Genomic DNA, 20,362 nt, shown 5'->3' with positions numbered 1-20,362 from the left:
AATTGTGCAAATTTGAGAATTAACCAGGCTTTTGCCACCCAACGGTTTAACGGAGATGTTTCGATGAAAAGACGCTTGATCCTGGCTTCGGCCTTGGCCCTTTCTGCTGTGCACATGGGCCCTGTGTGGGCCAATGCCGACAGCGCCAAAACCATGGCGGCCACCGCCAGCACGGCCGGTGCCGCCCAGGTCAGCCTGGACGCCGTGGTCGAAGCGGTGCGCCAAGCCACCTTGTCCACCCAAGTGGCAGGCACCATCGTGGGCCTGAATGTCAAAGCCGGTGACCGCGTGCGCGCTGGGCAAGAGCTGCTGCGCGTCGACGCCAGCGCCGCCCAGCAACAGGTGGCGGGCAGCAGCGCCCAACTCGAAGCCGCGCAAGCCAACCTGAACGTGGCCAGCAAAGAGCTGGATCGTCAAAAGCAACTCTTCCAAAAGCAATACATCAGTCAGGGTGCGCTCGACCGCGCCCAGGCCCAGTGGGAAGCGGCCCGCGCCCAGGTGCAGGCGCAGCAGGCCCAGACCCGCGCGGCGCAAACACAAACCGGTTTCTTCAGTGTGCGCGCCCCTTTCAATGGTGTGGTATCCGATGTGGCCGTCACTTTGGGTGACATGGCCATGCCCGGGCGCCCCATGCTGACCCTGCACGACCCCTCGGCATTGCGCGTGAGCGCGGCCGTGCCGCAGTCGATGCTCAGTGGCGTGCGCAGTCAACTCGCGTCGGTGCGCTACGAGATCGCAGGCCACAGCGCCCAGCCGGTCAAAGCGGGCACAGCCCAGCTGCTGCCATCGGTGGACCCGGTCACGCACACCGCACAGCTGCGCTTGGCTTTGCCCGCTGGCATCGAGGGCTTGGTGCCCGGCATGTTTGCCCGCGTGTGGGTGTCCGGCGTTCAGGCTGGCAGCACCGCCCAAAACACCAAGGCCGATCCGGTGGTGTTGCCCTTGTCGGCCATCGTGCGCCGCGCCGAAATGACCGGCGTGTACGTGATGGATGCACAAGGCAAGCCGCGTTTGCGCCAAGTGCGCTTGGGCCGTGTGAATGGTCTGAACGTGGAAATTTTGTCGGGCGTGAGCACCGGTGAGCAAGTTGTCACCGACCCCGCCACGGTCACCACCAAACCTTGAAAGCAGCCCCATGAACGAGCCAAAAATGGGCATTTCGGGCCGCATCGCAGCGGCCTTCCAAACCGCACAAATCACGCCTTTGCTGGCGCTGGTGGCGTTTTTGCTGGGCGTGTTTGCCGTGATGGTGACGCCCCGCGAAGAAGAGCCGCAAATCAATGTGACCATGGCCAACGTGATCGCGCCTTTCCCGGGTGCGTCGGTGCGCGAAGTCGAGCAAATGGTGGCCATTCCGGCCGAGCAGGTGCTGTCCAAGATCGCGGGCGTGGAACACGTGTACTCGGTCTCGCGCCCTGGCGTGGCCATCATGACGGTGCAGTTCAAGGTGGGCGTGCCGCGCACCGAGGCGCTGGTCAAGTTGCACGACACGATCCGCGAAAACGCCGACTGGTTGCCGCGCAACTTGGGCTTGCCTGAACCGCTGATCAAGCCCAAGGGCATTGACGATGTGCCGATCGTGTCGCTCACCTTGCACGGGAAAAATGCGGATGTGAGCGCTTTTGATCTGGAGCGCGTGGCGCACAGCATCGAAGCCGACATCAAGCGCGTGCCCGGCACCCGCGATGTGGTCACCATTGGCGGGCCGCGCCGTGCGGTGTTGGTGCAAATTGACCCGCAGCGCATGAACGGCTCGGGCGTCACGGTGCACGATCTGCGCATGGCTTTGCAGTCTGCGAACCTGGGTTTGCCGGTGGGCGACTTGTTGGGTGGCAACCAAAGCGTGGCCATCGAAGCCGGGCCGCACCTGTCGCAGGCGTCTGAAGTGGCCGACCTGGTGGTCCAGGTGGTGCAGGGCAAGCCGGTGTTCTTGAAAGACGTGGCCGATGTGCAGGACGGCCCCATGCCGGCTGCACGCTATGTCTGGCACGGCAACAACGAAAAAAACGGGGGTGAAGAATTCGCCGCCGTCACGCTGTCCATCACCAAAAAGTCGGGTGAAAACGCCATCGACGTGGCCAATGGCGTGAAAAGCCGTGTGGCCAAGCTGCAAGGCACCGTGATCCCTGACGACGTGCAGGTGGTGGAGACCCGCAACTACGGCGAAAGCGCCAACGACAAAGCGCAAAAGCTGATCCAGAAACTGCTGTTTGCCACCGCTTCGGTCGTGGCACTGGTGTTCATGGCACTGGGCCGCCGCGAGGCCGCGATTGTGGGCGTGGCTGTGATCTTGACGCTGACGGCCACCCTGTTTGCGTCCTGGGCCTGGGGCTTCACGCTCAACCGCGTGTCGCTGTTTGCACTGATTTTCTCCATCGGCATTTTGGTGGACGACGCCATCGTGGTGGTGGAAAACATCCACCGCCACCAGCAGCTGTTCCCCGGCAAATCCTTGCGTGAAATCATCCCCGGTGCGGTGGATGAAGTGGGTGGCCCCACCATCTTGGCCACCTTCACCGTGATCGCCGCGCTCTTGCCCATGGCGTTTGTGAGCGGCCTGATGGGCCCCTACATGAGCCCGATTCCGATCAATGCTAGCTTGGGCATGCTGCTGTCGCTGGCCATTGCCTTCGTCATCACACCTTGGTTGGCGGGCATGTGGATGAAGCCTCTGACTGGTCATGCGCATGACGCGGCAGGAGGCCACACCGGCCTGAGCGCCAAACTCGAACCCCTGTTCGAAAAAGTTTTCAAGCCCTTGCTCGACGCCCAATCGGGCGGGCGCAACCGCAAGCTGCTGGGCTTGGGCGTGGCGGGTTTGATCGCCTTGTCTTTGGTCTTGCCTGCGACCGGTTTGGTCATGCTCAAGATGCTGCCCTTTGACGACAAGTCGGAGTTCCAGGTCGTGGTGGACATGCCCGCAGGCACGCCGCTGGAAAAAACCGCCGCCGTCATGCGCGAGCTGGGTGGTCACTTGGCCACCGTGCCCGAGGTCACGCACTACCAAGCCTATGTCGGCACCGCTTCGCCCATCAACTTCAACGGCTTGGTGCGCCAGTACTACCTGCGTGCAGGCTCTGAGCTGGGGGACATCCAAGTCAATCTGGTGGGCAAGTCCGAGCGCAGCGACAAGAGCCATGTGATTGCCACGCGTGTGCGTCCGACTTTGCAAGAGATTGGCCGCCGTCACGGTGCCAACGTCAAGGTGGTCGAAGTGCCGCCTGGCCCGCCCGTGATGTCGCCCATCGTGGCCGAGATTTATGGGCCCGATGCCGAAGGCCGTCGCCAAGTCGCGCAGTCGGTGCGTGCTGTGTTTGAAAAGACCGAAGGTGTGGTGGACATCGATGACAGCTCGATTGCCGATGCACCGCGCAAGCTGCTGCTGGTAGACCGCCGCAAAGCGGCGGTTCTGGGGGTGTCGCAACAAGCCATCGTGACCACTTTGCGTGCCGGTTTGGCGGGTGAGTCGGTGACCTACTTGCACGACGGCAGCAAGTACCCCGTGCCCGCACTGATCCAGTTGCCTGCGCAACTGCATGGCGATCTGGACGCCTTGCTGCAGTTGGGCGTGAAAACGGCCACGGGCAAGGTGGTGGCCATGCGCGAGCTGGTCACCGTGAGCGACACCCTGCGCGAGCAACCCATCATTCACAAAAACATGTTGCCGGTGAACTTTGTCATGGCCGACATGGCAGGCAAAGTCGACAGCCCCTTGTATGGCTTGTTCAAGATGCGCGTCGACGTGGCCCAGATCATCGGACCGGACGGTCAAAAGCTAGAGGAATACTTTATCCACCAGCCCGACGATGCCTGGCGCGGCTACAGCATCAAGTGGGATGGCGAGTCCCAGATCACCTACGAGACCTTCCGCGACATGGGTGCAGCTTATGGCGTGGGCCTGATCCTGATCTATTTGCTGGTGGTGGCGCAGTTTGGTTCTTACCTCACGCCGCTCATCATCATGGCGCCGATTCCGCTCACCATCATTGGTGTGATGCCAGGCCACGCGCTGCTCAATGCGCAGTACACCGCCACCAGCATGATCGGAATGATCGCGCTGGCGGGCATCATCGTGCGCAACTCGATCTTGCTGGTGGACTTCATCAACCTGCAGGTGCAAGGCGGCATGGACTTCAAGCGGGCGATTGTGCAGTCGGCCATCACCCGCGCCCAGCCCATCATGCTGACGGGCCTGGCGGCCATGATCGGTGCCTTTTTCATTGTGGATGACCCGATCTTCAATGGCCTGGCCATCTCGCTGATCTTCGGCATTTTTGTCTCTACCGTGCTGACGCTGGTCGTCATCCCGACTTTGTATTACGTGGCGTACCGCAAGAAGTACGGCGCTTGAATTTTTTCTTTCATCAACTGGAGTAAATCACCATGAAATCTTGGCAAATCGTTCGTTTGGTCGCTGGTACCTTTGTGTTGTTGTCTTTGGCGCTGGGCGTGCAGGGCAGTCCCATTTTTGTGAGCGAGTGGTGGCTGGCGTTCACCGCTTTTGTGGGGGCCAACCTGCTGCAAAGCGCGCTCACCAAGTGGTGCCTGATGGAGTCCATCCTCAGCAAGCTGGGCGTTGAGCGCGGCTGCTGATCAGAAAGCCCGCGCGCCATGACCCCGTCACGATTCCACAGCAAGCGCTTGAGCAGCGCACTGTTGGTTGCTGCGCTCTGGACCCCTGCTGCGCACGCGCTGGACCTTGCTGCAAACCTGGGAACACGCGCGCCAGCACGACCCGCAGATGCAGGTGGTGCAAGCCACCCGTTCTTCGGTGCAAGCCTTTGAAGCGCAGGCCCAATCGCTGTGGCGACCCGTTGTGATGGGCAGCGCCACGGTAGGGGCCAGGTCGGCTGACTCACGCATGCAGGGTGCACAATTTTCTGCACCTGGCTTTGGCCAATCCAATGGGGTGTCATTTGGCACCTCGGCCAGTGCCGCGACCTCCACCCGCTGGTCCTTGCAAGCCAAGCAAGCCCTGTACAGTCCGGAGCGCCAAGCCCAACAAGCGCAACTGCAGCAAGCCGCAGGCGTGGCCGAATGGCGTGCCGATCTGGCGCACCAGCAGTTCATGCTGCTGACAGTGCAGCGCTACTTCCAAGTGTTGCTGGCCGATCGGCAGCAGCAAGTTTTGAAAAACCAGCACGCCGCCGTTCAGCGCTCGCTGACCGAAGCCCGGGACCGTTTTTCCATCGGCGATCTGCCGGTGACCGACACGCACGAAGCGGCAGCCCGTGCCTCCGGTTTGCAGGCGCAGTGGCTGGCCGCCGACAGCGAGTTGCAAATGGCCCGCCAAGTGTTGGCCGAATCCACCCGATTGCCATCCGAGGCCCTGAAACCCCAAGCGCCCAAAGCCGCATGAGCCGGTCACGGCTTCTCCATCTTTGGACCAGGTGCTGACCCAAGTGCGCGAAGCCAACACCGGTTTGCGCCTGAAAAAAGCCCAGTGGGACGTGGCCCGGCAAGAAGTGAAAAAGCACGAAGCCCGTGGTGGCGTCACGCTCGACCTGGTGGCCCAAGCCGGTCGTGACCGCTTGAGTGGCGACGGCGATTTTGGCCCCGCCAGCAACACGCAAAGTCAGCAGATGCTGGGCTTGAGCATGAACCTGCCCTTGTACACCGGCGGTTACCGCAGCGCCAAACTGCAAGAGGCCGTGAGCGCGCAAGCGAAGGCCGAGGCCGAATACGAGTTGGCCGTGCAGCAAACCCAGCAGCAAGCCCGCTCGGTTTGGTTGGCGCTGCAAACCGGGCCTGCCCGTTTGTCGGCCTTGCAAGCCGCATGGAAAGCCAGTACCGCCAGACTGGATGCCACTCGGTTGGGTCGCCAAGTCGGTGACCGCACCACCTTGGAATTGTTGCAAGCCGAAAATGACGCGACCCTGACCGAGCTGGCCTGGTTGCGCGCGCAGACCGAGTTGCTGCAGACCCGCTTGCAACTGGACGCCTTGACCGGTAGCCTCTCTGTGCAAAGCTTGCAGGGCCTGAACGCCCAGTTGGCCCCATGAACCCAATGTTTGAACCTGGAGGAGACACCATGAAAACAGCCCACGATCTGGTCCTGCAAGCCAAAGCCCATGTCCGCGAGATCGCCTTGCAAGACGCCGATGAAGCCATTCGCCAAGCCGATGTGTTGATCGATGTGCGCGAAGCCGACGAATTTGCCGCTGGCCACTTGCCCGGTGCGGTGCTGGTGCCCCGGGGCTTGCTGGAATTCAAGCTCAGCGGCACGCCCGCCTTGTCGGGCCGCGACCTGAAGGTGGTGCTGTACTGCAAGACCAGCGGCCGCGCAGCTTTGGCAGCGCAAACCATGCAAAGCATGGGCTACCTGAATGTTTCATCGATTGCGGGTGGTTTTGACGCTTGGGCTGCTGCAGGCAAAACGGTGGTCAAGCCCGAACAGCCTGCGTTTGAGTGAGCCCTATGGCCGCGTTTTGGGGATGGCTTTGGGTCTTTGTGTGGCCAGCCCTCAGTAAAATCCCTGACGCCGAAATGGGTCTGGGTTGTTCTTATCCGCATTGATTTCGGTTAAATTAGTGCCTGGTTATATTCGACCCCCCTCATTGATGGAGTTCTTGATGAAATTGATTTTTGCTGTGGCCGCTGTGGCCGCTTTGACTTCTGCCCCCGCCTTTGCCAACCTGGACATGGCCAAGAAAAACAACTGCATGGCTTGCCATGCTGCTGACAAAAAAATGGTCGGCCCGTCTTACAGCGATGTGGCCAAGAAGTACGCTGGACAAAAAGATGCAGCCGCGAATTTGGCCAAAAGCATCAAGGCTGGCGGTTCTGGCAAATGGGGCCCAGTGCCCATGCCCGCTCAAGCCGCTTTGAGCGATGCAGATGCCCTGACCTTGGCTACTTGGATTTTGGCGGGCGGCAAGTAATCACAAGCCCAAGAGGCTTGTTCGAATGGATAAACTCAAAGCTCGATGGGTACTCGTGGCTTTTGTTTGCCGCTCAGGGTTCGCGCCTTGAGCGGTTTTTTTATGGGGAAACTGCTGTGAAATTCGTCAAGATTTTGAGTGGGTTGGGTTTGGGTTGGGCATTGGCAAGCGCAGCCATGGCGCAACCTGCGATCTTCAAGGAAGCTGACATCAAACTCGGTGAGAAATTGATCGCAGAAAACAAATGCGTGGCCTGCCATGTGTCCAAAGTGGGGGGCGATGGCAGCGCCATTTACAAACCCCAAGGGCGAATCAATACGGCGTCTTTTTTGCGCGGCATGGTCGAGCAATGCAACACCCAGTTGAACATGGGCATGTTTCCGGAAGAAGTGACTTCTGTGGCGGCGGTACTCAACCGAGACCATTACAAATTCAAGTGATCAGGGTTTGTCCTGAGTCGATGCTGGCCCCCGTGTAATCCCTGATTCAGATTCGCTCTTTATCCTATATATTCGCATATCCGAATATACGGACCTAATGACCATTTGGGCTTGAACCATGTGTTCCTTGACCCAGGCCACTTGTCTCGGTGAACCAGAGAGTGGCAGTTTGGAAATGGTCGGGATTGCCCACTCAAAACCAGGAGTTTGTGTGAACGAAGTCAGCATCAATTCAGGCAGGGTGCAAAAAGCACCTGAACACTTTCTGACCCCCAGCGGCGTGAAGGAAGTCTTTGCCGAGGGCAAAAAAGGCCGCCGTGATTTCATTCGCAATGCCTTTGCCGCTGCGGCTGCTGGTGCCGCTGCGCCCATGGCCATGGCGCAAGGCAATCCAGTGCCGGCTGAAGGGGGTGATCCCAACATCTTGAACCTGCCTGAGCACACCACGGGCCTGGGACAGGGCGTGGCCACAGAAGGTTACGGCAAGCCTTCGCAGTACGAAGCCAACTTGCAGCGCCGCCAAAGCCCCGGGTTGACGCAAACCACGCAAGCTTCGGTGTCGTTCGCGCCTCTGCAGTCCTTGTTTGGCATCGTCACGCCCAGCGGTTTGCACTTCGAGCGTCACCATCAGGGTTGGTGGGACATTGATCCTTCCAAGCACCGCTTCATGATCAACGGCATGGTCAAAAAGAACATGGTATTCACCATGGACGAGATCATGCGCTTGCCTTCGGTCTCGCGCTTTGCCTTCATCGAGTGCGGTGCCAACACGGCCACCGAGTGGGGCAACGTGGCGGTGCCCACCGTGCAGTACACGCACGGCATGATCTCTTGCAGCGAGTTCACGGGCGTGCCCCTGATCACCTTACTTGAGTTGGCGGGTGCTGACCTGAAGAACGGCAAGTTTGTCTTGGCTGAGGGTGCAGATGGATCGTCCATGACCCGAACCATTCCGATGAGCTTGATCACCTCGGGTGAAGTCATCGTGGCTTACGGCCAAAACGGCGAAATGTTGCGCCCCGAAAACGGTTACCCCCTGCGTTTGGTGGTGCCCGGTGTGCAGGGCGTGAGCTGGGTCAAATACCTGCGACGGGTTGAGGTGGGTGACAAACCTTACGCCGCCAAAGACGAGGCCATTCACTACATTGATTTGATGCCCAACGGTTTGCAGCGCCAGTACAGCAACATTCAAGAAGTCAAAAGCGTGGTCACCACACCCTCTGGCGGGCAGGTGCTGCTGGACAAAGGTTTTTACAACATCACAGGCCTGGCCTGGACGGGCAAGGGCAAGATCAAGCGGGTGGATGTCTCCACCGACGGCGGACGCAATTGGCGACAAGCGCGGCTGGAAACTCCGGTGCTGTCGAAGGCCCTGACCCGGTTCAACCTCAATTGGGTGTGGGACGGCAAACCGGCCATCATTCAAAGCCGTGCTCAAGATGAAACAGGGCATGTTCAGCCCACTTATCAACAGTTGCGTGCTGTGCGCGGAACTCGATCTATCTATCACAACAACGCCATCCAATCATGGTTGGTTCAGGAAAACGGTGAGGTGAAAAATGTCCAAGTTTCGTGATGCCGTTTTAGCCTTTGTTTGTCTGGCCGCAGCAGGCTTGGCCAGCGCACAGACCACAAAATTTCCTGGCGTGGGCCGCGAGGCCACGGCCAAAGAAGTGGCCAAGTGGGACATCGATGTGCGTCCCGACTTCAAGGGTTTGCCAGCCGGTTCTGGCTCGGTGGCCAAAGGCCAGGATGTGTGGGAGGCCAAGTGCGCCCATTGCCATGGTGTGTTCGGCGAGTCCAACGAAGTCTTCAGCCCCATCGTGGGCGGAACGACAGCCGAAGACATCAAAACAGGTCGTGTGGCCAATTTGCAGCGCGCCGACTACCCCGGCAGAACCACCCTGATGAAAGTGCCCACGGTGTCTACCTTGTGGGACTACGTCAACCGGGCCATGCCTTGGACCAACCCCAAGACGCTGACCACGGAAGAGGTCTATGCCGTCACAGCGTTCATGTTGAACCTGGGCAACATCGTGCCGGACAACTTTGTCTTGTCGGACAAAAACATCGCCGAAGTTCAGGCCCGGATGCCCAACCGCAATGGCATGACCACTGCACACGCGATGTGGCCTGGCAATGAATTTGGGGGCGTCAAAAAGCCTGACACGAACAACAAAATTTGCATGAAAGACTGCACGCCTGAGCCTAAAGTGGCGTCATTTTTGCCAGACTTTGCGCGCAACGCACACGGCAACTTGCAAGAGCAAACCCGAATTGTGGGACCACAGCGGGGTGCAGACACAACGCGCCCAGAGCCCAAAGCCGGTACGCCAGTAGCTGCGGCAGCCGCAGCAGCTCCTGTGGCCGCCGCCAAGCCAGAAAAAAATGAATCCAAGGCCGTCATCGCTTTGTTGAACAAACACAGCTGTACCGCCTGTCATGGTGTCGATAAAAAAATCGTGGGCCCAGGCTTTCATGAAATTGCCAAAAAACAGGCTGGCAAGGTCGCTTACCTGACAGAAAAAATCAAGGTGGGTGGTGTGGGGGTTTACGGACCGATTCCAATGCCTGCACAATCACTGCCTGACACGGACGCCAAACTGATTGCAGAATGGATTTCCAAGGGGGCCAGCAAGTAACGTGGGCCGATTCCACGGTACAGCTGAACCTGTTTTTATCGCATCACTCAACCATCAAAGGAGATATCAGATGCAAAACCGTCGCGAGACACTCAAGCAAAGCGTTGTTGTGGCTGGCATCTTGGCCTCTGCGGGCTTCCCTCAGTTCGCTCAAGCTGCAGTCAACAAAGCTGCATTCGAAGCCAAAACAGTGCAAGAAGCTGCCCGTGCTGCGGGTGCCAAAAGCATGGCTGAAAGCAAGGACGTGACCATCATCGGTCCGGACATTGCCGAAAACGGTGCGGTCGTGCCTTTGGGTGCCAGCACCACCCTGACCGGCGTCAAGCACTTGCTGATCATGGTCGAAAAGAACCCCTCCGCACTGGTTGCCATGTTCAATGTGACCGATGCCGTTGAAGCCAACTTCTCGACCCGCGCCAAGATGGGCCAGTCTTCCGATGTCTACGCTGTGGCCATCATGAACGACGGCAAAGCCTTGTGGGCCAAAAAAGAAGTCAAGGTCACTTTGGGCGGTTGCGGCGGTTAATTCCCGTACGCATCCCATCGACTTCACATTCAATCATTGACAGATTTAGGAGAGAAAAATGGCAGATCCAATGCGCATTCGTGCTCAGTCTTCCGGTGACAAAGCAACCATTCGTGTTCTGATGGCCCACGAAATGGAAACCGGTCAGCGCAAAGACGCTTCCGGCAAGACCGTGCCCGCCTGGTTCATCCAGGAAGTCACAGCCAAGCTCAACGGCAAGGACGTTTTTTCCGCCGAGTGGGGCCCTGCTGTGTCGAAAAACCCCTTCCTGCAATTCACTGTCAAAGGCGCCAAAGCCGGTGACAAAATTGCTGTGACCTGGAAAGACAACCGGGGCGATACCCGCACCGACGAAGCCACCGTTTCGTGATCGTGCGATGACAGAGCAATGGGTCAAGCCACGACTTCACCCTTTGCGCATTTCAAAAATAGCCACAGAGGTGACAATGAACAAAGCATCCACTTTGGCCATGGCAGCAGCACTGGTCTTGAGCGCCTTGCCCGCGCTGGCCCAAAAAACCGCCAGCCAGGGCATTGACGAATACCGCGCCATGTTGCAAGACGGCAACCCCGCCGAGCTGTTTGAGGCCAAAGGCGAAGACCTCTGGAAAAAAGCCCGCGGCCCCAAAAACGCCACGCTTGAAAAATGCGACTTGGGCAAAGGCCCCGGCGTGTTCAAGGGTGCCTTCGTAGAGTTGCCCAGATTCTTTGCCGATACCCAAAAGATGCAAGACCTCGAGTCGCGTCTGGTCACCTGCATGGAAACCCTGCAAGGCTTCAACGCCGCCGAAATCTCCAAGACCGCATTTGGTCGTGGCGAGATGGCCAATGTGACGGCCTTGGCCACCTGGATCGCCGCCGAGTCCAAAGGCCAAAAGTTCAACCTGTCGCAATCTCATGCCCAAGAAAAAACCTTCTACGAAGTGGGCAAACGCCTGTTCTTCCAGCGCGGTGGTACGCACGACTTTTCTTGCGCATCCTGCCACGGTGAAGAAGGTAAACGCATCCGCTTGCAAGACCTGCCCATCCTGACCAAGAACCCTGGCGACGGTGTCGGTTTTGCCGCCTGGCCTGCCTACCGCGTGTCCAACGGTCAGATGTGGAGCATGCAACTTCGCCTGAACGACTGCTACCGCCAGCAGCGCTTCCCTTATCCTGGTTTTGCCAGCGACGCCACGATCGCCCTGTCCACCTACTTGGGTGTGAATGCCAAGGGTGCAGCTTCCGTTGCCCCGGCCATCAAGCGCTGATCTGAACAGGAGAACCTCATGAACAAAAAGACTTCACTCGTACTGGCCAGCTTGGCTGCCGCTTTGGTGGCTGCAGGTTGCGCATCCGGCCCTTCCGTGGCCGAGCTCAATGCCTTGACGGACAAGATCGTCAAGGCTTCTTTTCGTGACGAGAGTCACGTCAAGATCGAACGCCTCACCGCCACTGACGAAACCAACCGTGTTTGCAGCGAAGCCGATGTGGCCGGCAAGCCACTGGACGAAAAAACCGCCAAGCGCATCGAAGAAGCCAACCTCAAAGCCATCAAGTGGCCCTCAGACGGCCAATTCATCGGTGACTGGAAGCAGGGCGAAGCCATTGCCCAAAGCGGTCGTGGTCTGACCTGGACCGATTCCGCGACGGCCGTCAATGGTGGCAATTGCTACAACTGTCATCAGATGGACAAGAAAGAAATTTCTTACGGCACACTGGGACCTAGTCTGTACAACTACGGCAAGATCCGTGGTGTTTCCAACCCGAGCGATCCGGCCAGCAAGGCCATCGTGGAATACACCTGGGGCAAGATCTGGAACGCCAAGGCCTACAACGCCTGCTCCAATATGCCCCGCGCTGGGCACATGGGCATCTTGAACGAAACACAGGTTCGCCACATCGTGGGTTTGCTGCTTGACCCCAAGTCGCCTGTGAACCAGTAATCCCTTGAAAACCCGGCTGGTCCGGGTTTTTTAGCCCCCTATATATCAGTGGTTGCAAATATGAATCTTTCCAAACGCGAATTTATCCAAGTCATGGGCGCTGGCACGATGGCCGGCATGAGCATGGGCGCTTATGCCCAGTCCAGCGCGGCCACCGCCGCCAATGGCTTGTATGACATCCCCAAGTTCGGCAATGTGTCTTTCCTGCACATGACCGATTGCCATGCGCAGCTCAAGCCGATTTATTTCCGCGAGCCCAGCATCAACTTAGGGGTTGGTGCCATGCAGGGCAACCTGCCGCATTTGGTGGGCGAGCATTTGCTGCAAGTCGCCAAGATCAGACCCGGCACAGCAGAAGCGCATGCCCTGACCTTTTTGGACTTTGAAAAGGCAGCCAAGCGCTTCGGCAAGGTCGGTGGCTTTGCCCACTTGGCCACGCTCGTCAAGCGCATGAAGGCCAGCCGCCCTGGAGCTTTGTTGCTCGACGGGGGCGACACCTGGCAGGGCTCAGGCACCAGCTTGTGGACCAACGGTCAGGACATGGTCGACGCTTGCAAACTGCTGGGCGTGGACGTGATGACCGGTCACTGGGAATTCACCCTGGGCATGGAGCGCGTCAAGGAAATTGTTGAGAAAGACTTTGCAGGCAAGGTCGACTTTGTGGCGCAAAACGTCAAGACCAACGACTTTGGCGACCCGGTGTTCAAGCCCTATGTGATCCGTGAAATCAATGGTGTGCCTTGCGCCATCATTGGCCAAGCCTTCCCGTACACACCGATTGCCAACCCGCGTTACATGGTGGCCGATTGGGCATTCGGCATTCAAGACGAAAACATGCAGGCCATGGTGACTGAGGCCCGTGGCAAAGGCGCACAGGTGGTGGTGGTCATCAGCCACAACGGCATGGACGTGGATCTCAAGATGGCCAGCCGTGTCGGCGGCATTGACGCCATCATGGGCGGCCACACGCACGATGGCATGCCGGTCGCCTCCATTGTGTCCAATAAAGGCGGCAAGACCATCGTCACCAATGCGGGCTCGAACAGCAAGTTCCTGGGCGTGCTCGACTTCGAAGTCAAAGACAAGAAAGTCACCGACTTTCGCTACAAGCTGCTGCCTGTGTTCTCGAACATGCTGCCCGCCGACAAAGAGATGGACGCATTGATCACCAAGATCCGCGCGCCTTACGAAGCCAAGCTGTCCGAAAAGCTGGCCGTGACCGACGGCTTGCTGTACCGCCGTGGCAACTTCAACGGCACGGGTGACCAGTTGTTGATCGACGCGCTGCTGGACGTGCAGGGCGCAGACATCGCGTTCTCACCGGGCTTTCGCTGGGGTACCACGCTCTTGCCGGGGCAAGCCATCACGCGCGAATGGCTGCTCGACATGACCGCCACCACTTATTCCTACGCCACGGTGACCGAGATGACGGGCGAGACCATCAAGACCGTGCTCGAAGACGTGGCCGACAACCTGTTCAACCCCGACCCCTATTACCAGCAAGGCGGCGACATGGTGCGTGTGGGCGGACTGACGTACAACTGCAACCCGGTGGCCAAGGCAGGCCAACGCATTGGCGATATGCGCCTGAAAGGCCAGCTCATCGATGCAGGCAAAAAGTACAAGGTCGCTGGCTGGGCTCCTGTGGCCGAGGAAGCCCGCAACCAAGGCAACAAGCAGGTCTGGGAAGTGGTCGAGACCTGGCTCAAAGCGCAAGGCGGTCGCATCAAGCCACGCCAACTCAACACGCCCAAAATCATGGGCGCATTGCCCAACAAGGGCTACGCCGTTTGATGTGCGCGTGCAGCGCCCTTGGCACTGCCCAGCGCTGCACCGATGGAGGGATCACCATGAAAAGAAGACAACTGTTGTGGGCCAGCGCTGCCCTCGGCGGCGCAGCCCTGTGGCCCGAGGCCCGTTTGCTCGCGCAGCAAGCGCAAGACTTCATCGAAGGTCCGCCCGTGGCCGACATTCCGGCGCAAAAGCTGTCACCCCATGTGTGGATGATTTATTCCCCCGACGGATTTCCCACCCCTGAAAACCGGGGCATGATGGCCAACGTCATTTTTGTGGTCACCACAGCCGGGGTGGTGGTGATCGATTCGGGGGCTTCGCTGCAAATCGGCCAGATGGCCATCCGCATGATCCGCCAGGTGACCGACAAACCCGTGGTGGCCATGTTCAACAGCCATTACCACGGTGACCATTGGCTGGGCAACCATGCCTTTGCCAAGACCTATGGCGACAAGTTGCCCATTTACGCACTGCCCAGCACCATTGAAAAACTCAAAGGCGCAGAAGGCAACCTGTGGCGCAGCCTGATGGAGCGCTGGACCAATCAGTCCACATTGGGCACCCAAGTGGTGGTGCCCAACACGCCCGTGCAGCATGGCCAAGCGATTCAGATCGGCGATCTGACATTTCGCATGCACCACTACGGCACGGCGCACACGCCATCGGACCTGTGTGTCGAGGTGGTGCAAGACAAGGTGACGGCAGTGGGCGACATCGCCATGACCAACCGCATCGCCAACATGGACGATGGCTCCTATCCCGGTACCTTTAAATATTACAAAGCCCTGCAGGCCGCCACGGGCGATCAGCTCTGGGTGCCCGGTCATGGCCATGCACGCCCAGACCTGCTCAAGACCTATGGTGAATTCATGGCGGGCATCTGGGAGCCCTGCCTCAAAGCGGTGGAAGACGGAAAGTCTGAAACCGAGGCCAAAGCCGCCGTGCTGAAAGACCCGCGTGTGGCCGCAAGGGCCAAAACCATGCAAGGCTTTGACGGCAACATTGGCAAATATGTGAGCCTGGCCTACCTTGAGGCAGAAAAAATCGCCTTTTAAAAATCAACAAGACAGCTTATGGGTCAGGTGCAAGAGCGATTTTGCAGGGTGCAGGCTGGTGCCCCCGACAGGAATCGAACCTGTATCACTCCCTTAGGAGGGGAGAGTTCTATCCATTGAACTACGGTGGCGTGCAGAGCCGAGATTGTAACGGCCACAGCGTCAGGCCGATGGGGTTCAAATGGGCAAGCTGTTGAGCACCAAGTGTGCGTCGTTGCCATGCTCGATGCGAACAGGTCGTCCTTGAAAGAAGACGTTGAGTCCTTGCCAGTCCTTGGCATGCAGAAGAAAAGGTGCCAAGCCATTGACCGTGTGGGTCATGCCAGCTCTGAGTGACAGGATTGACAGTTTGTTCTGGCTGTCCAGTACGCACAATTCGCTGTCTTTGTGGGCCTCAATATAGATGTAGTTACCTGGCTTGATCGGGTTGATGGGGGTGTGTGATGTGCTGATTTTGCGGTATTGGTCAGCGCAGGCCACGGCTTTGAGTGGATTGCCCATCGAAGCAACCGGATCAGCGACTGAAGGGCTTGCCACGACAGGCGTCAAAGCCAGGTTTTGGTCCGCTGCTGCTGGTTCAGAAGTTTGCGGACTGACCGAGTAAGAGTTGTCTGCAGCAGCCGGCAATATGGGCTGAGGTGACGAACTTTGCTGCAGTCCCATTTGCTGGTTGTCACTCGGCGCAGTCATTGGGTCTTGCAGCAGCAACCAAAGTGTCAACCCCAGGATCAGAAGACCCCCCATCCAGAGGCTGATGCGCCTTTGGGGTTGGCTGGAAATTGCAGGGGTTTCGGATGCCGTTGGGTCTGTCGCAGCGACGACTGGATCAGGGGCAGATGCTGGCTTGATGGCCAAAGTGTCGGTTTGCGGAATTGGTTCGGGAGAGGCTGGATGCGGATTCTCGACACCCAGTTTTTTGAGTAACTTTAAACCGGCATTGAGTTTGATCTGTGCGCTGTAAAAACTCTGGCCTTCTCCGCTTTCCAGTTCACGGAGTTGGTTCAGGGACAGGGTATTTCTTCGAGCAAAGACCAGCTCGTCAATCCCAGCTTCGGAGCGCAAGCGCTGCAGCAAATGCCCATCAGCGGGGCGCCATGTTGGAGGGTTCATGGGTTATCAAGCAGTTGACCACAAAGACTTGGTAAGGCCTCTTTGAGCGGATGGTAACATAAGTTAATTAAATTGGCATCAAAAATAATTGGCGCATTAAACAACAATATCAGTCCCGCCGCACCCGAAAGATCAAATCCAGTGCACTTTGCTCGCCGGCTTGAGCACGAAGTGTCAGCCGTTGGGTCAAGTCGTAAAAAATAAGCAGGCCGCCGAAAGTGCCACTCAGACTGGTCTCGTAGGCGAGGTAAAAGTCCTGCGACAAGCGCTTGCCCAGCGTTAAAGCTGTACCTGTGGCGCCACCTCGGGTGCTGGTGGCCACACTGATTTCATCGAGTCCCAGATTGCTGGCCAGTTCACTGCCGAGGGTTTTGCCGTTGCCGCTGAGCAAAACCATGGCGGCCTGTTGCAGTACAGCCGATTCGGCACCACCGCTGGCAGCTGATCGGCCCAACACCAACCAGGCCAATTTTTCGGCATCGGGCATGTCGGGGTCGGCATACAGGCGAATGCGGGGCAGCAAGGCCGTGCCAGAAACCTGCACGCCTACACTTTGCGGCAAGTGTGGACGCAGGGCAATGATCTCCAGTCCGGGGTTGTCATAGACACCATTGAAGCGCAAGACTCCGGTCTGGATATTCAGGTCTTGCCCATAGGCTTTGTAGCGTCCTCCCACTGTGCGTACTTCACCGTTCAGGCGTGGCAATCCTTGGGTGGCAGTGTTGCTCAAGAGTGTGACTTGACCACTGAGTCGGGTGGTCAAGCCTTTGCCTTGCAGTCGAAAGTCAGACCCCAGATCAAGCAGGACACGCACGTCGGGTATGCCCAGCCACGAGTCAGCAGGAGCCGTGTTGGGGTTCGCGGAGGCAATGGGGTGCGTGTCTTTTGCGGGCCTGACGATCAGCACATCTTCGCCCAAACTGGGTGTGTTCTCGTCGGGCAAAAAAAACAAGGCTTGATCGGCCTTGAGTTGCCCTCTGACTTGCATCTGCCCGGCTTGCATGCGGGCAGTGACTTGCCCCGACATGACCAGTCGGCGGTCTGCTCGATTGCTTACACGCAAGGATTTGGCTTCCATTTGCAGATTCAGTTTGGCCGCATGCAAGGGGTGGGCGTTTTTGAGGGACAGCGCGCTGGAAGGATCGGGCAATTGAACAAGGCCGCTGGCCAAGAACTCGCCACCCAGCGGGCCTGCACCACGCAAGGACAAGCGATCGAGCACCATTTCTTGGCCCTGGAGTCGGGCATGCAATTGGCCTTGATCGAATGCCACACCCTGCACGGCAGAGCGAACGGCCAACTGGTCGGCTTGCAGACGGCCTTGCCACAGGGGTTGGCTTCGTGTTCCGGCCAAGTCAAATTGAGCATCCAGGTTGCCTTGGACCCGCCAGCCAGGTGGGGCCAGCACGGACCAAGCACTGATTTTGGGAAGTCGGACTTTGACGGTGCCACGCAAGGGTGCATGGTCTGGCCATTGCCAGCCTTTTGGTGCAGGGCTCAAGCTGCTGAATACTTGGGCCTGTGCTTGGCCCATGTGTTCACTGTCCCACAGCAAATCGGCCTGTAGTTGTTCGCTGTGAAGCCGCACCGAGAGGTTGGCCTCGCGCAAGCCCGCCGCCGTGAGTGGTCCCCCGGATGGTGTGGTTTGGAAACGCAGGTCACCTCTGCTGCGGCGGATTTGGGCCGTCAGGGTTCTGTCTTTGTTTTGCTCGAATAGCAGCTTGCCATGCAGCAAAACGTCACTTTCGACATGGGTACCCCAGACACTTTGTAGCCAGTTGAAAGGCAAGTCCTCCCAACTGGCTGACACACGTGCATGGGCTTTTTGACCGAGGCTTGCAGCGCTCCAGTGGCCTGCATCCAACTGCAGTCGGCTGCTGCCTGGTGTGGGGCCTTGCAACTGCCAGCTGGACTCGGACCAGGCCAGTGCCAAAGTCGGTGACCCCAGCTGTGCCTGCACAGCCATCGCTTTGTGCAGTTGCAAGCGCCATGGGGCCTGTGATGGCTTGCCGATGGCTTGAAGATCAAAACGGTCCAGCAGACCACTCCATTGTTGGCTGTGCAGATCGGGTCGGCTCGCCCCCCACTGTGCCTGCAAGCGGGATGAAGCTTGGCCTTGACCCAGGAGACTCTGCCATTGGGCTTGCCAGGACAGGGGGGTGCCAGCCATGTGCAGCTGGCCACTCTCCAGGACCCAAGGGTCTTGTCGAGCCGTGGGCCAGGCCAAGCGTGGCCACTGGACGCTCAGCTTGAGAGGTGTCGCTGCTTGAGAAAAGCCGCCTTGCCATTCGGCCTGGAGTTGCCCCTTGCCAGAGGCTTGAAGGGGCTTGAGCCAGGGTGCCCAAGCAGGGACTTGTTGAAGCCAGGCCTGTGTCTGGGTGGCATCTTGCACATCCAAGTCCAGCTTACCCTGACCGTTGAATGGGGCCAGATGCCCCACGGCCTGCGCGTTGAGCCCCGGCAATTGCAGCGACCCCTGACCTTGCAGCGAAAAGGGCAGCGCTGAAAACTGGAATTGGCCTGCCAGAGTGGCTTGCCTGACTTTCAGGTTGAGGGTGTCAATTTGCCAGACCTTTTGGTGCCATTGTCCTGCCAGCCGAAGGTGTTCGAAATGAAAGCCCCCAGGCGAGCTGCCGCTGGCCCTTGTCTTGACCGAATTGGCAGGTGACGCTGGGGCCTGCAGTTGAGCATCAAACCGGATGCGTCCTGCGTCGATGTTTTGTGCCTGCACCTGGCCTTGTATGGCCGCGCCCGTGAGTGCTGTGTGCAATTGATTGGGCACGATGCCAGACAACGTCATCTGCCCCGTCCAACCTGCGGGGCTTTGTTGTGCCTGGGCCTGCAATTGACCTCCTGCCAATCGTGCTTGCGAGGCTTGAATTTGCCAGTAACCCTCTTGGTGACGTGCTTGCAGCGTCAAGTGGTCCAGCGGCAGGCGATGCTGGTCCCAAGCGCCGGCTTGCAGATTGCTGAGCTCGCCCATCAACGACCAGCCCGATCCATCGGGTTGAAGTTGAGCATGGCCATTCAAGTGGGTCTGAGGGGCCTGGGGCCATAAGGGTGCCAGATCCAAAGCTTGCCATTGACCATGCGCCTGCACAATGACGGGTTGCTGCCACGGCATCACATCGGCTTGCAAGCTCAGGTGCGGGGCTTTGGTTCCCGCAGGTGTTGCTTGTTGTTCAGGTGTTGGCGACAGTCGGGCGGTCACGGCCAGTTGTGCTTGAGGTCCCGAAAGCGTGCCTTGTGCAGATGCGCTCAGGGCCAGTGCCAGATGCGCTTGGCTGCCCGGCGTGGGCGCGTTGACCTGTCCAGTGACATCGACTTGAAGGGCCATGGGGGCCGCCCCTTGCAAGCGGGCCTGAAGCTGGTATTGCCCTTGAGCCAGGGTCAAGCTGGGCACTTGCAAGTTGTGATCACGGCCATCGTAGGCGTACTGCGCCTGGACGTTGGACAGCGTCACCGACTGAGACCCTTGCCACTCGAAATGGCCGACTTTCAGGGACATTTGCAAGGGCAAGGGCCAATCGAGGTTCACCCAGGGAGCGAGCACTTGGACGGGCCGTTGGTCGCGGATGACCAGAGACTGGAGTTGAAGACTTTCAACGGGCCAGGGTTGTCGCCACAGCAGCGACCAGTTCAGTGCGATGTGGGCATCCTTGGTGTGTGCTTGCAGCAGTGGGGTGTGCCATTGCAGTTGACCGATGCGACCACCTTGGCGCAAGTTGCCTTGCACTTCGTTGGCTTTCAGTGTTTGGTGTGCAGGCAACGCCCGGTTGACCCACTTCAACGTGGTGTCCAATGAGCCTTCTGAGCCAGTCCATGCCCACAATGCCCAGGCCAAAACCATCAAGATCATGGACCCCAGCAAGGCAGATGGGCCGCGCAGTGACCAGGTGCCAAGCCAACGCCGAGACTGCAAAGGCCAGGACGAACGCTTGACAGATGAGGCTTGCTCGGGGGAAGGCTTTTGTCCAGAGTTCATGGGC

18 protein-coding genes and 1 tRNA gene are annotated in these 20,362 nt (G+C 58.7%); 16 read left to right on the top strand and 3 right to left on the bottom strand.

The window, feature by feature from the left end; translation table 11 throughout:
• Positions 1-63 precede the first annotated feature (63 nt).
• The 16 genes from HEQ17_RS10565 (at position 64) to HEQ17_RS10490 (ending at position 15,263) form a co-directional block, all read left to right on the top strand.
• Positions 64-1,125 carry an efflux RND transporter periplasmic adaptor subunit gene (locus HEQ17_RS10565; protein WP_296292707.1) on the top strand — a complete coding sequence of 354 codons (1,062 nt, stop codon included), beginning with the start codon at positions 64-66 and terminating at the stop codon, positions 1,123-1,125.
• 10 nt (positions 1,126-1,135) lie between these two features.
• Positions 1,136-4,351: an efflux RND transporter permease subunit gene (locus HEQ17_RS10560; protein ID WP_296292706.1), complete on the top strand. Its 3,216-nt coding sequence runs from the start codon at positions 1,136-1,138 to the stop codon at positions 4,349-4,351.
• Between the two features lie 32 nt (positions 4,352-4,383).
• Complete coding sequence (locus tag HEQ17_RS10555) at positions 4,384-4,593, top strand: DUF2892 domain-containing protein (protein ID WP_296292705.1); 210 nt, start codon at positions 4,384-4,386, stop codon at positions 4,591-4,593.
• 67 nt (positions 4,594-4,660) lie between these two features.
• The gene (locus HEQ17_RS10550) at positions 4,661-5,359 is read left to right on the top strand and encodes a TolC family protein (protein WP_296292704.1); all 699 of its coding nucleotides are present in this window, start codon (positions 4,661-4,663) and stop codon (positions 5,357-5,359) included.
• Positions 5,360-5,390: 31 nt separating this feature from the next.
• Positions 5,391-6,002 carry a TolC family protein gene (locus tag HEQ17_RS10545; protein ID WP_296293730.1) on the top strand — a complete coding sequence of 204 codons (612 nt, stop codon included), beginning with the start codon at positions 5,391-5,393 and terminating at the stop codon, positions 6,000-6,002.
• A 29-nt stretch (positions 6,003-6,031) separates the two neighbouring features.
• Positions 6,032-6,412 (top strand): rhodanese-like domain-containing protein, encoded by a 381-nt coding sequence (locus HEQ17_RS10540; RefSeq protein ID WP_296292703.1) that lies wholly within the window; start codon positions 6,032-6,034, stop codon positions 6,410-6,412.
• Positions 6,413-6,572: 160 nt separating this feature from the next.
• Positions 6,573-6,881 carry a c-type cytochrome gene (locus HEQ17_RS10535; protein WP_296292702.1) on the top strand — a complete coding sequence of 103 codons (309 nt, stop codon included), beginning with the start codon at positions 6,573-6,575 and terminating at the stop codon, positions 6,879-6,881.
• A gap of 116 nt (positions 6,882-6,997) precedes the next feature.
• Complete coding sequence (locus HEQ17_RS10530; protein ID WP_296292701.1) at positions 6,998-7,321, top strand: hypothetical protein; 324 nt, start codon at positions 6,998-7,000, stop codon at positions 7,319-7,321.
• Between the two features lie 211 nt (positions 7,322-7,532).
• Positions 7,533-8,897, top strand: a complete 1,365-nt coding sequence (gene soxC, locus HEQ17_RS10525) for a sulfite dehydrogenase (RefSeq protein WP_296292700.1) — start codon at positions 7,533-7,535, stop codon at positions 8,895-8,897.
• On the top strand, positions 8,881-9,963 hold the full coding sequence (locus HEQ17_RS10520) for a c-type cytochrome (protein WP_296292699.1): 1,083 nt from the start codon (positions 8,881-8,883) through the stop codon (positions 9,961-9,963). The genes soxC and HEQ17_RS10520 overlap by 17 nt, the downstream gene beginning before the upstream one ends.
• A gap of 70 nt (positions 9,964-10,033) precedes the next feature.
• Positions 10,034-10,489, top strand: coding sequence for a thiosulfate oxidation carrier protein SoxY (gene soxY / locus HEQ17_RS10515; protein ID WP_296292698.1), 456 nt, complete (start codon positions 10,034-10,036; stop codon positions 10,487-10,489).
• Between the two features lie 58 nt (positions 10,490-10,547).
• Positions 10,548-10,859, top strand: a complete 312-nt coding sequence (gene soxZ / locus HEQ17_RS10510) for a thiosulfate oxidation carrier complex protein SoxZ (protein ID WP_296292697.1) — start codon at positions 10,548-10,550, stop codon at positions 10,857-10,859.
• A gap of 76 nt (positions 10,860-10,935) precedes the next feature.
• Positions 10,936-11,739: a sulfur oxidation c-type cytochrome SoxA gene (gene soxA / locus HEQ17_RS10505; RefSeq protein WP_296292696.1), complete on the top strand. Its 804-nt coding sequence runs from the start codon at positions 10,936-10,938 to the stop codon at positions 11,737-11,739.
• 18 nt (positions 11,740-11,757) lie between these two features.
• Positions 11,758-12,414: a sulfur oxidation c-type cytochrome SoxX gene (gene soxX, locus HEQ17_RS10500; RefSeq protein ID WP_296292695.1), complete on the top strand. Its 657-nt coding sequence runs from the start codon at positions 11,758-11,760 to the stop codon at positions 12,412-12,414.
• Positions 12,415-12,474: 60 nt separating this feature from the next.
• Positions 12,475-14,208: a thiosulfohydrolase SoxB gene (gene soxB, locus HEQ17_RS10495; RefSeq protein WP_296292694.1), complete on the top strand. Its 1,734-nt coding sequence runs from the start codon at positions 12,475-12,477 to the stop codon at positions 14,206-14,208.
• Positions 14,209-14,264: 56 nt separating this feature from the next.
• Complete coding sequence (locus HEQ17_RS10490; RefSeq protein ID WP_296292693.1) at positions 14,265-15,263, top strand: MBL fold metallo-hydrolase; 999 nt, start codon at positions 14,265-14,267, stop codon at positions 15,261-15,263.
• 56 nt (positions 15,264-15,319) lie between these two features.
• On the opposite strand, the gene HEQ17_RS10485 is transcribed toward HEQ17_RS10490, so the two are convergent.
• The 3 genes from HEQ17_RS10485 to HEQ17_RS10475 all read right to left on the bottom strand — a co-directional run bounded on the left by HEQ17_RS10485 (position 15,320) and on the right by HEQ17_RS10475 (position 20,358).
• Positions 15,320-15,394: transfer RNA gene (locus tag HEQ17_RS10485), tRNA-Arg, on the bottom strand.
• A gap of 46 nt (positions 15,395-15,440) precedes the next feature.
• Positions 15,441-16,373 (bottom strand): hypothetical protein, encoded by a 933-nt coding sequence (locus HEQ17_RS10480; RefSeq protein WP_296292692.1) that lies wholly within the window; start codon positions 16,371-16,373, stop codon positions 15,441-15,443.
• A gap of 109 nt (positions 16,374-16,482) precedes the next feature.
• Complete coding sequence (locus HEQ17_RS10475; protein WP_296292691.1) at positions 16,483-20,358, bottom strand: translocation/assembly module TamB domain-containing protein; 3,876 nt, start codon at positions 20,356-20,358, stop codon at positions 16,483-16,485.
• Between the last annotated feature and the right edge of the window lie 4 nt (positions 20,359-20,362).

Origin of the sequence: Limnohabitans sp., assembly GCF_023910625.1 — a bacterium.
Classification (GTDB): Bacteria; Pseudomonadota; Gammaproteobacteria; order Burkholderiales; family Burkholderiaceae_C; genus Limnohabitans_A.
Note: the sequence above shows the minus strand (reverse complement) of the source record. Positions and strands in the feature narration are given on the sequence as shown.

Bases quoted from the DNA above. Each gene is read 5' to 3' on its own strand.
- soxA (WP_296292696.1), top strand. From the start codon at position 10,936: ATGAACAAAGCATCCACTTTGGCCATGGCAGCAGCACTGGTCTTGAGC.
- HEQ17_RS10555 (WP_296292705.1), top strand. From the start codon at position 4,384: ATGAAATCTTGGCAAATCGTTCGTTTGGTCGCTGGTACCTTTGTGTTG.
- HEQ17_RS10535 (WP_296292702.1), top strand. From the start codon at position 6,573: ATGAAATTGATTTTTGCTGTGGCCGCTGTGGCCGCTTTGACTTCTGCC.
- soxY (WP_296292698.1), top strand. From the start codon at position 10,034: ATGCAAAACCGTCGCGAGACACTCAAGCAAAGCGTTGTTGTGGCTGGC.
- soxX (WP_296292695.1), top strand. From the start codon at position 11,758: ATGAACAAAAAGACTTCACTCGTACTGGCCAGCTTGGCTGCCGCTTTG.
- HEQ17_RS10520 (WP_296292699.1), top strand. From the start codon at position 8,881: ATGTCCAAGTTTCGTGATGCCGTTTTAGCCTTTGTTTGTCTGGCCGCA.
- HEQ17_RS10475 (WP_296292691.1), bottom strand. From the start codon at position 20,358: ATGAACTCTGGACAAAAGCCTTCCCCCGAGCAAGCCTCATCTGTCAAG.
- HEQ17_RS10565 (WP_296292707.1), top strand. From the start codon at position 64: ATGAAAAGACGCTTGATCCTGGCTTCGGCCTTGGCCCTTTCTGCTGTG.
- soxB (WP_296292694.1), top strand. From the start codon at position 12,475: ATGAATCTTTCCAAACGCGAATTTATCCAAGTCATGGGCGCTGGCACG.
- HEQ17_RS10480 (WP_296292692.1), bottom strand. From the start codon at position 16,373: ATGAACCCTCCAACATGGCGCCCCGCTGATGGGCATTTGCTGCAGCGC.
- soxZ (WP_296292697.1), top strand. From the start codon at position 10,548: ATGGCAGATCCAATGCGCATTCGTGCTCAGTCTTCCGGTGACAAAGCA.
- HEQ17_RS10490 (WP_296292693.1), top strand. From the start codon at position 14,265: ATGAAAAGAAGACAACTGTTGTGGGCCAGCGCTGCCCTCGGCGGCGCA.
- HEQ17_RS10560 (WP_296292706.1), top strand. From the start codon at position 1,136: ATGAACGAGCCAAAAATGGGCATTTCGGGCCGCATCGCAGCGGCCTTC.
- HEQ17_RS10540 (WP_296292703.1), top strand. From the start codon at position 6,032: ATGAAAACAGCCCACGATCTGGTCCTGCAAGCCAAAGCCCATGTCCGC.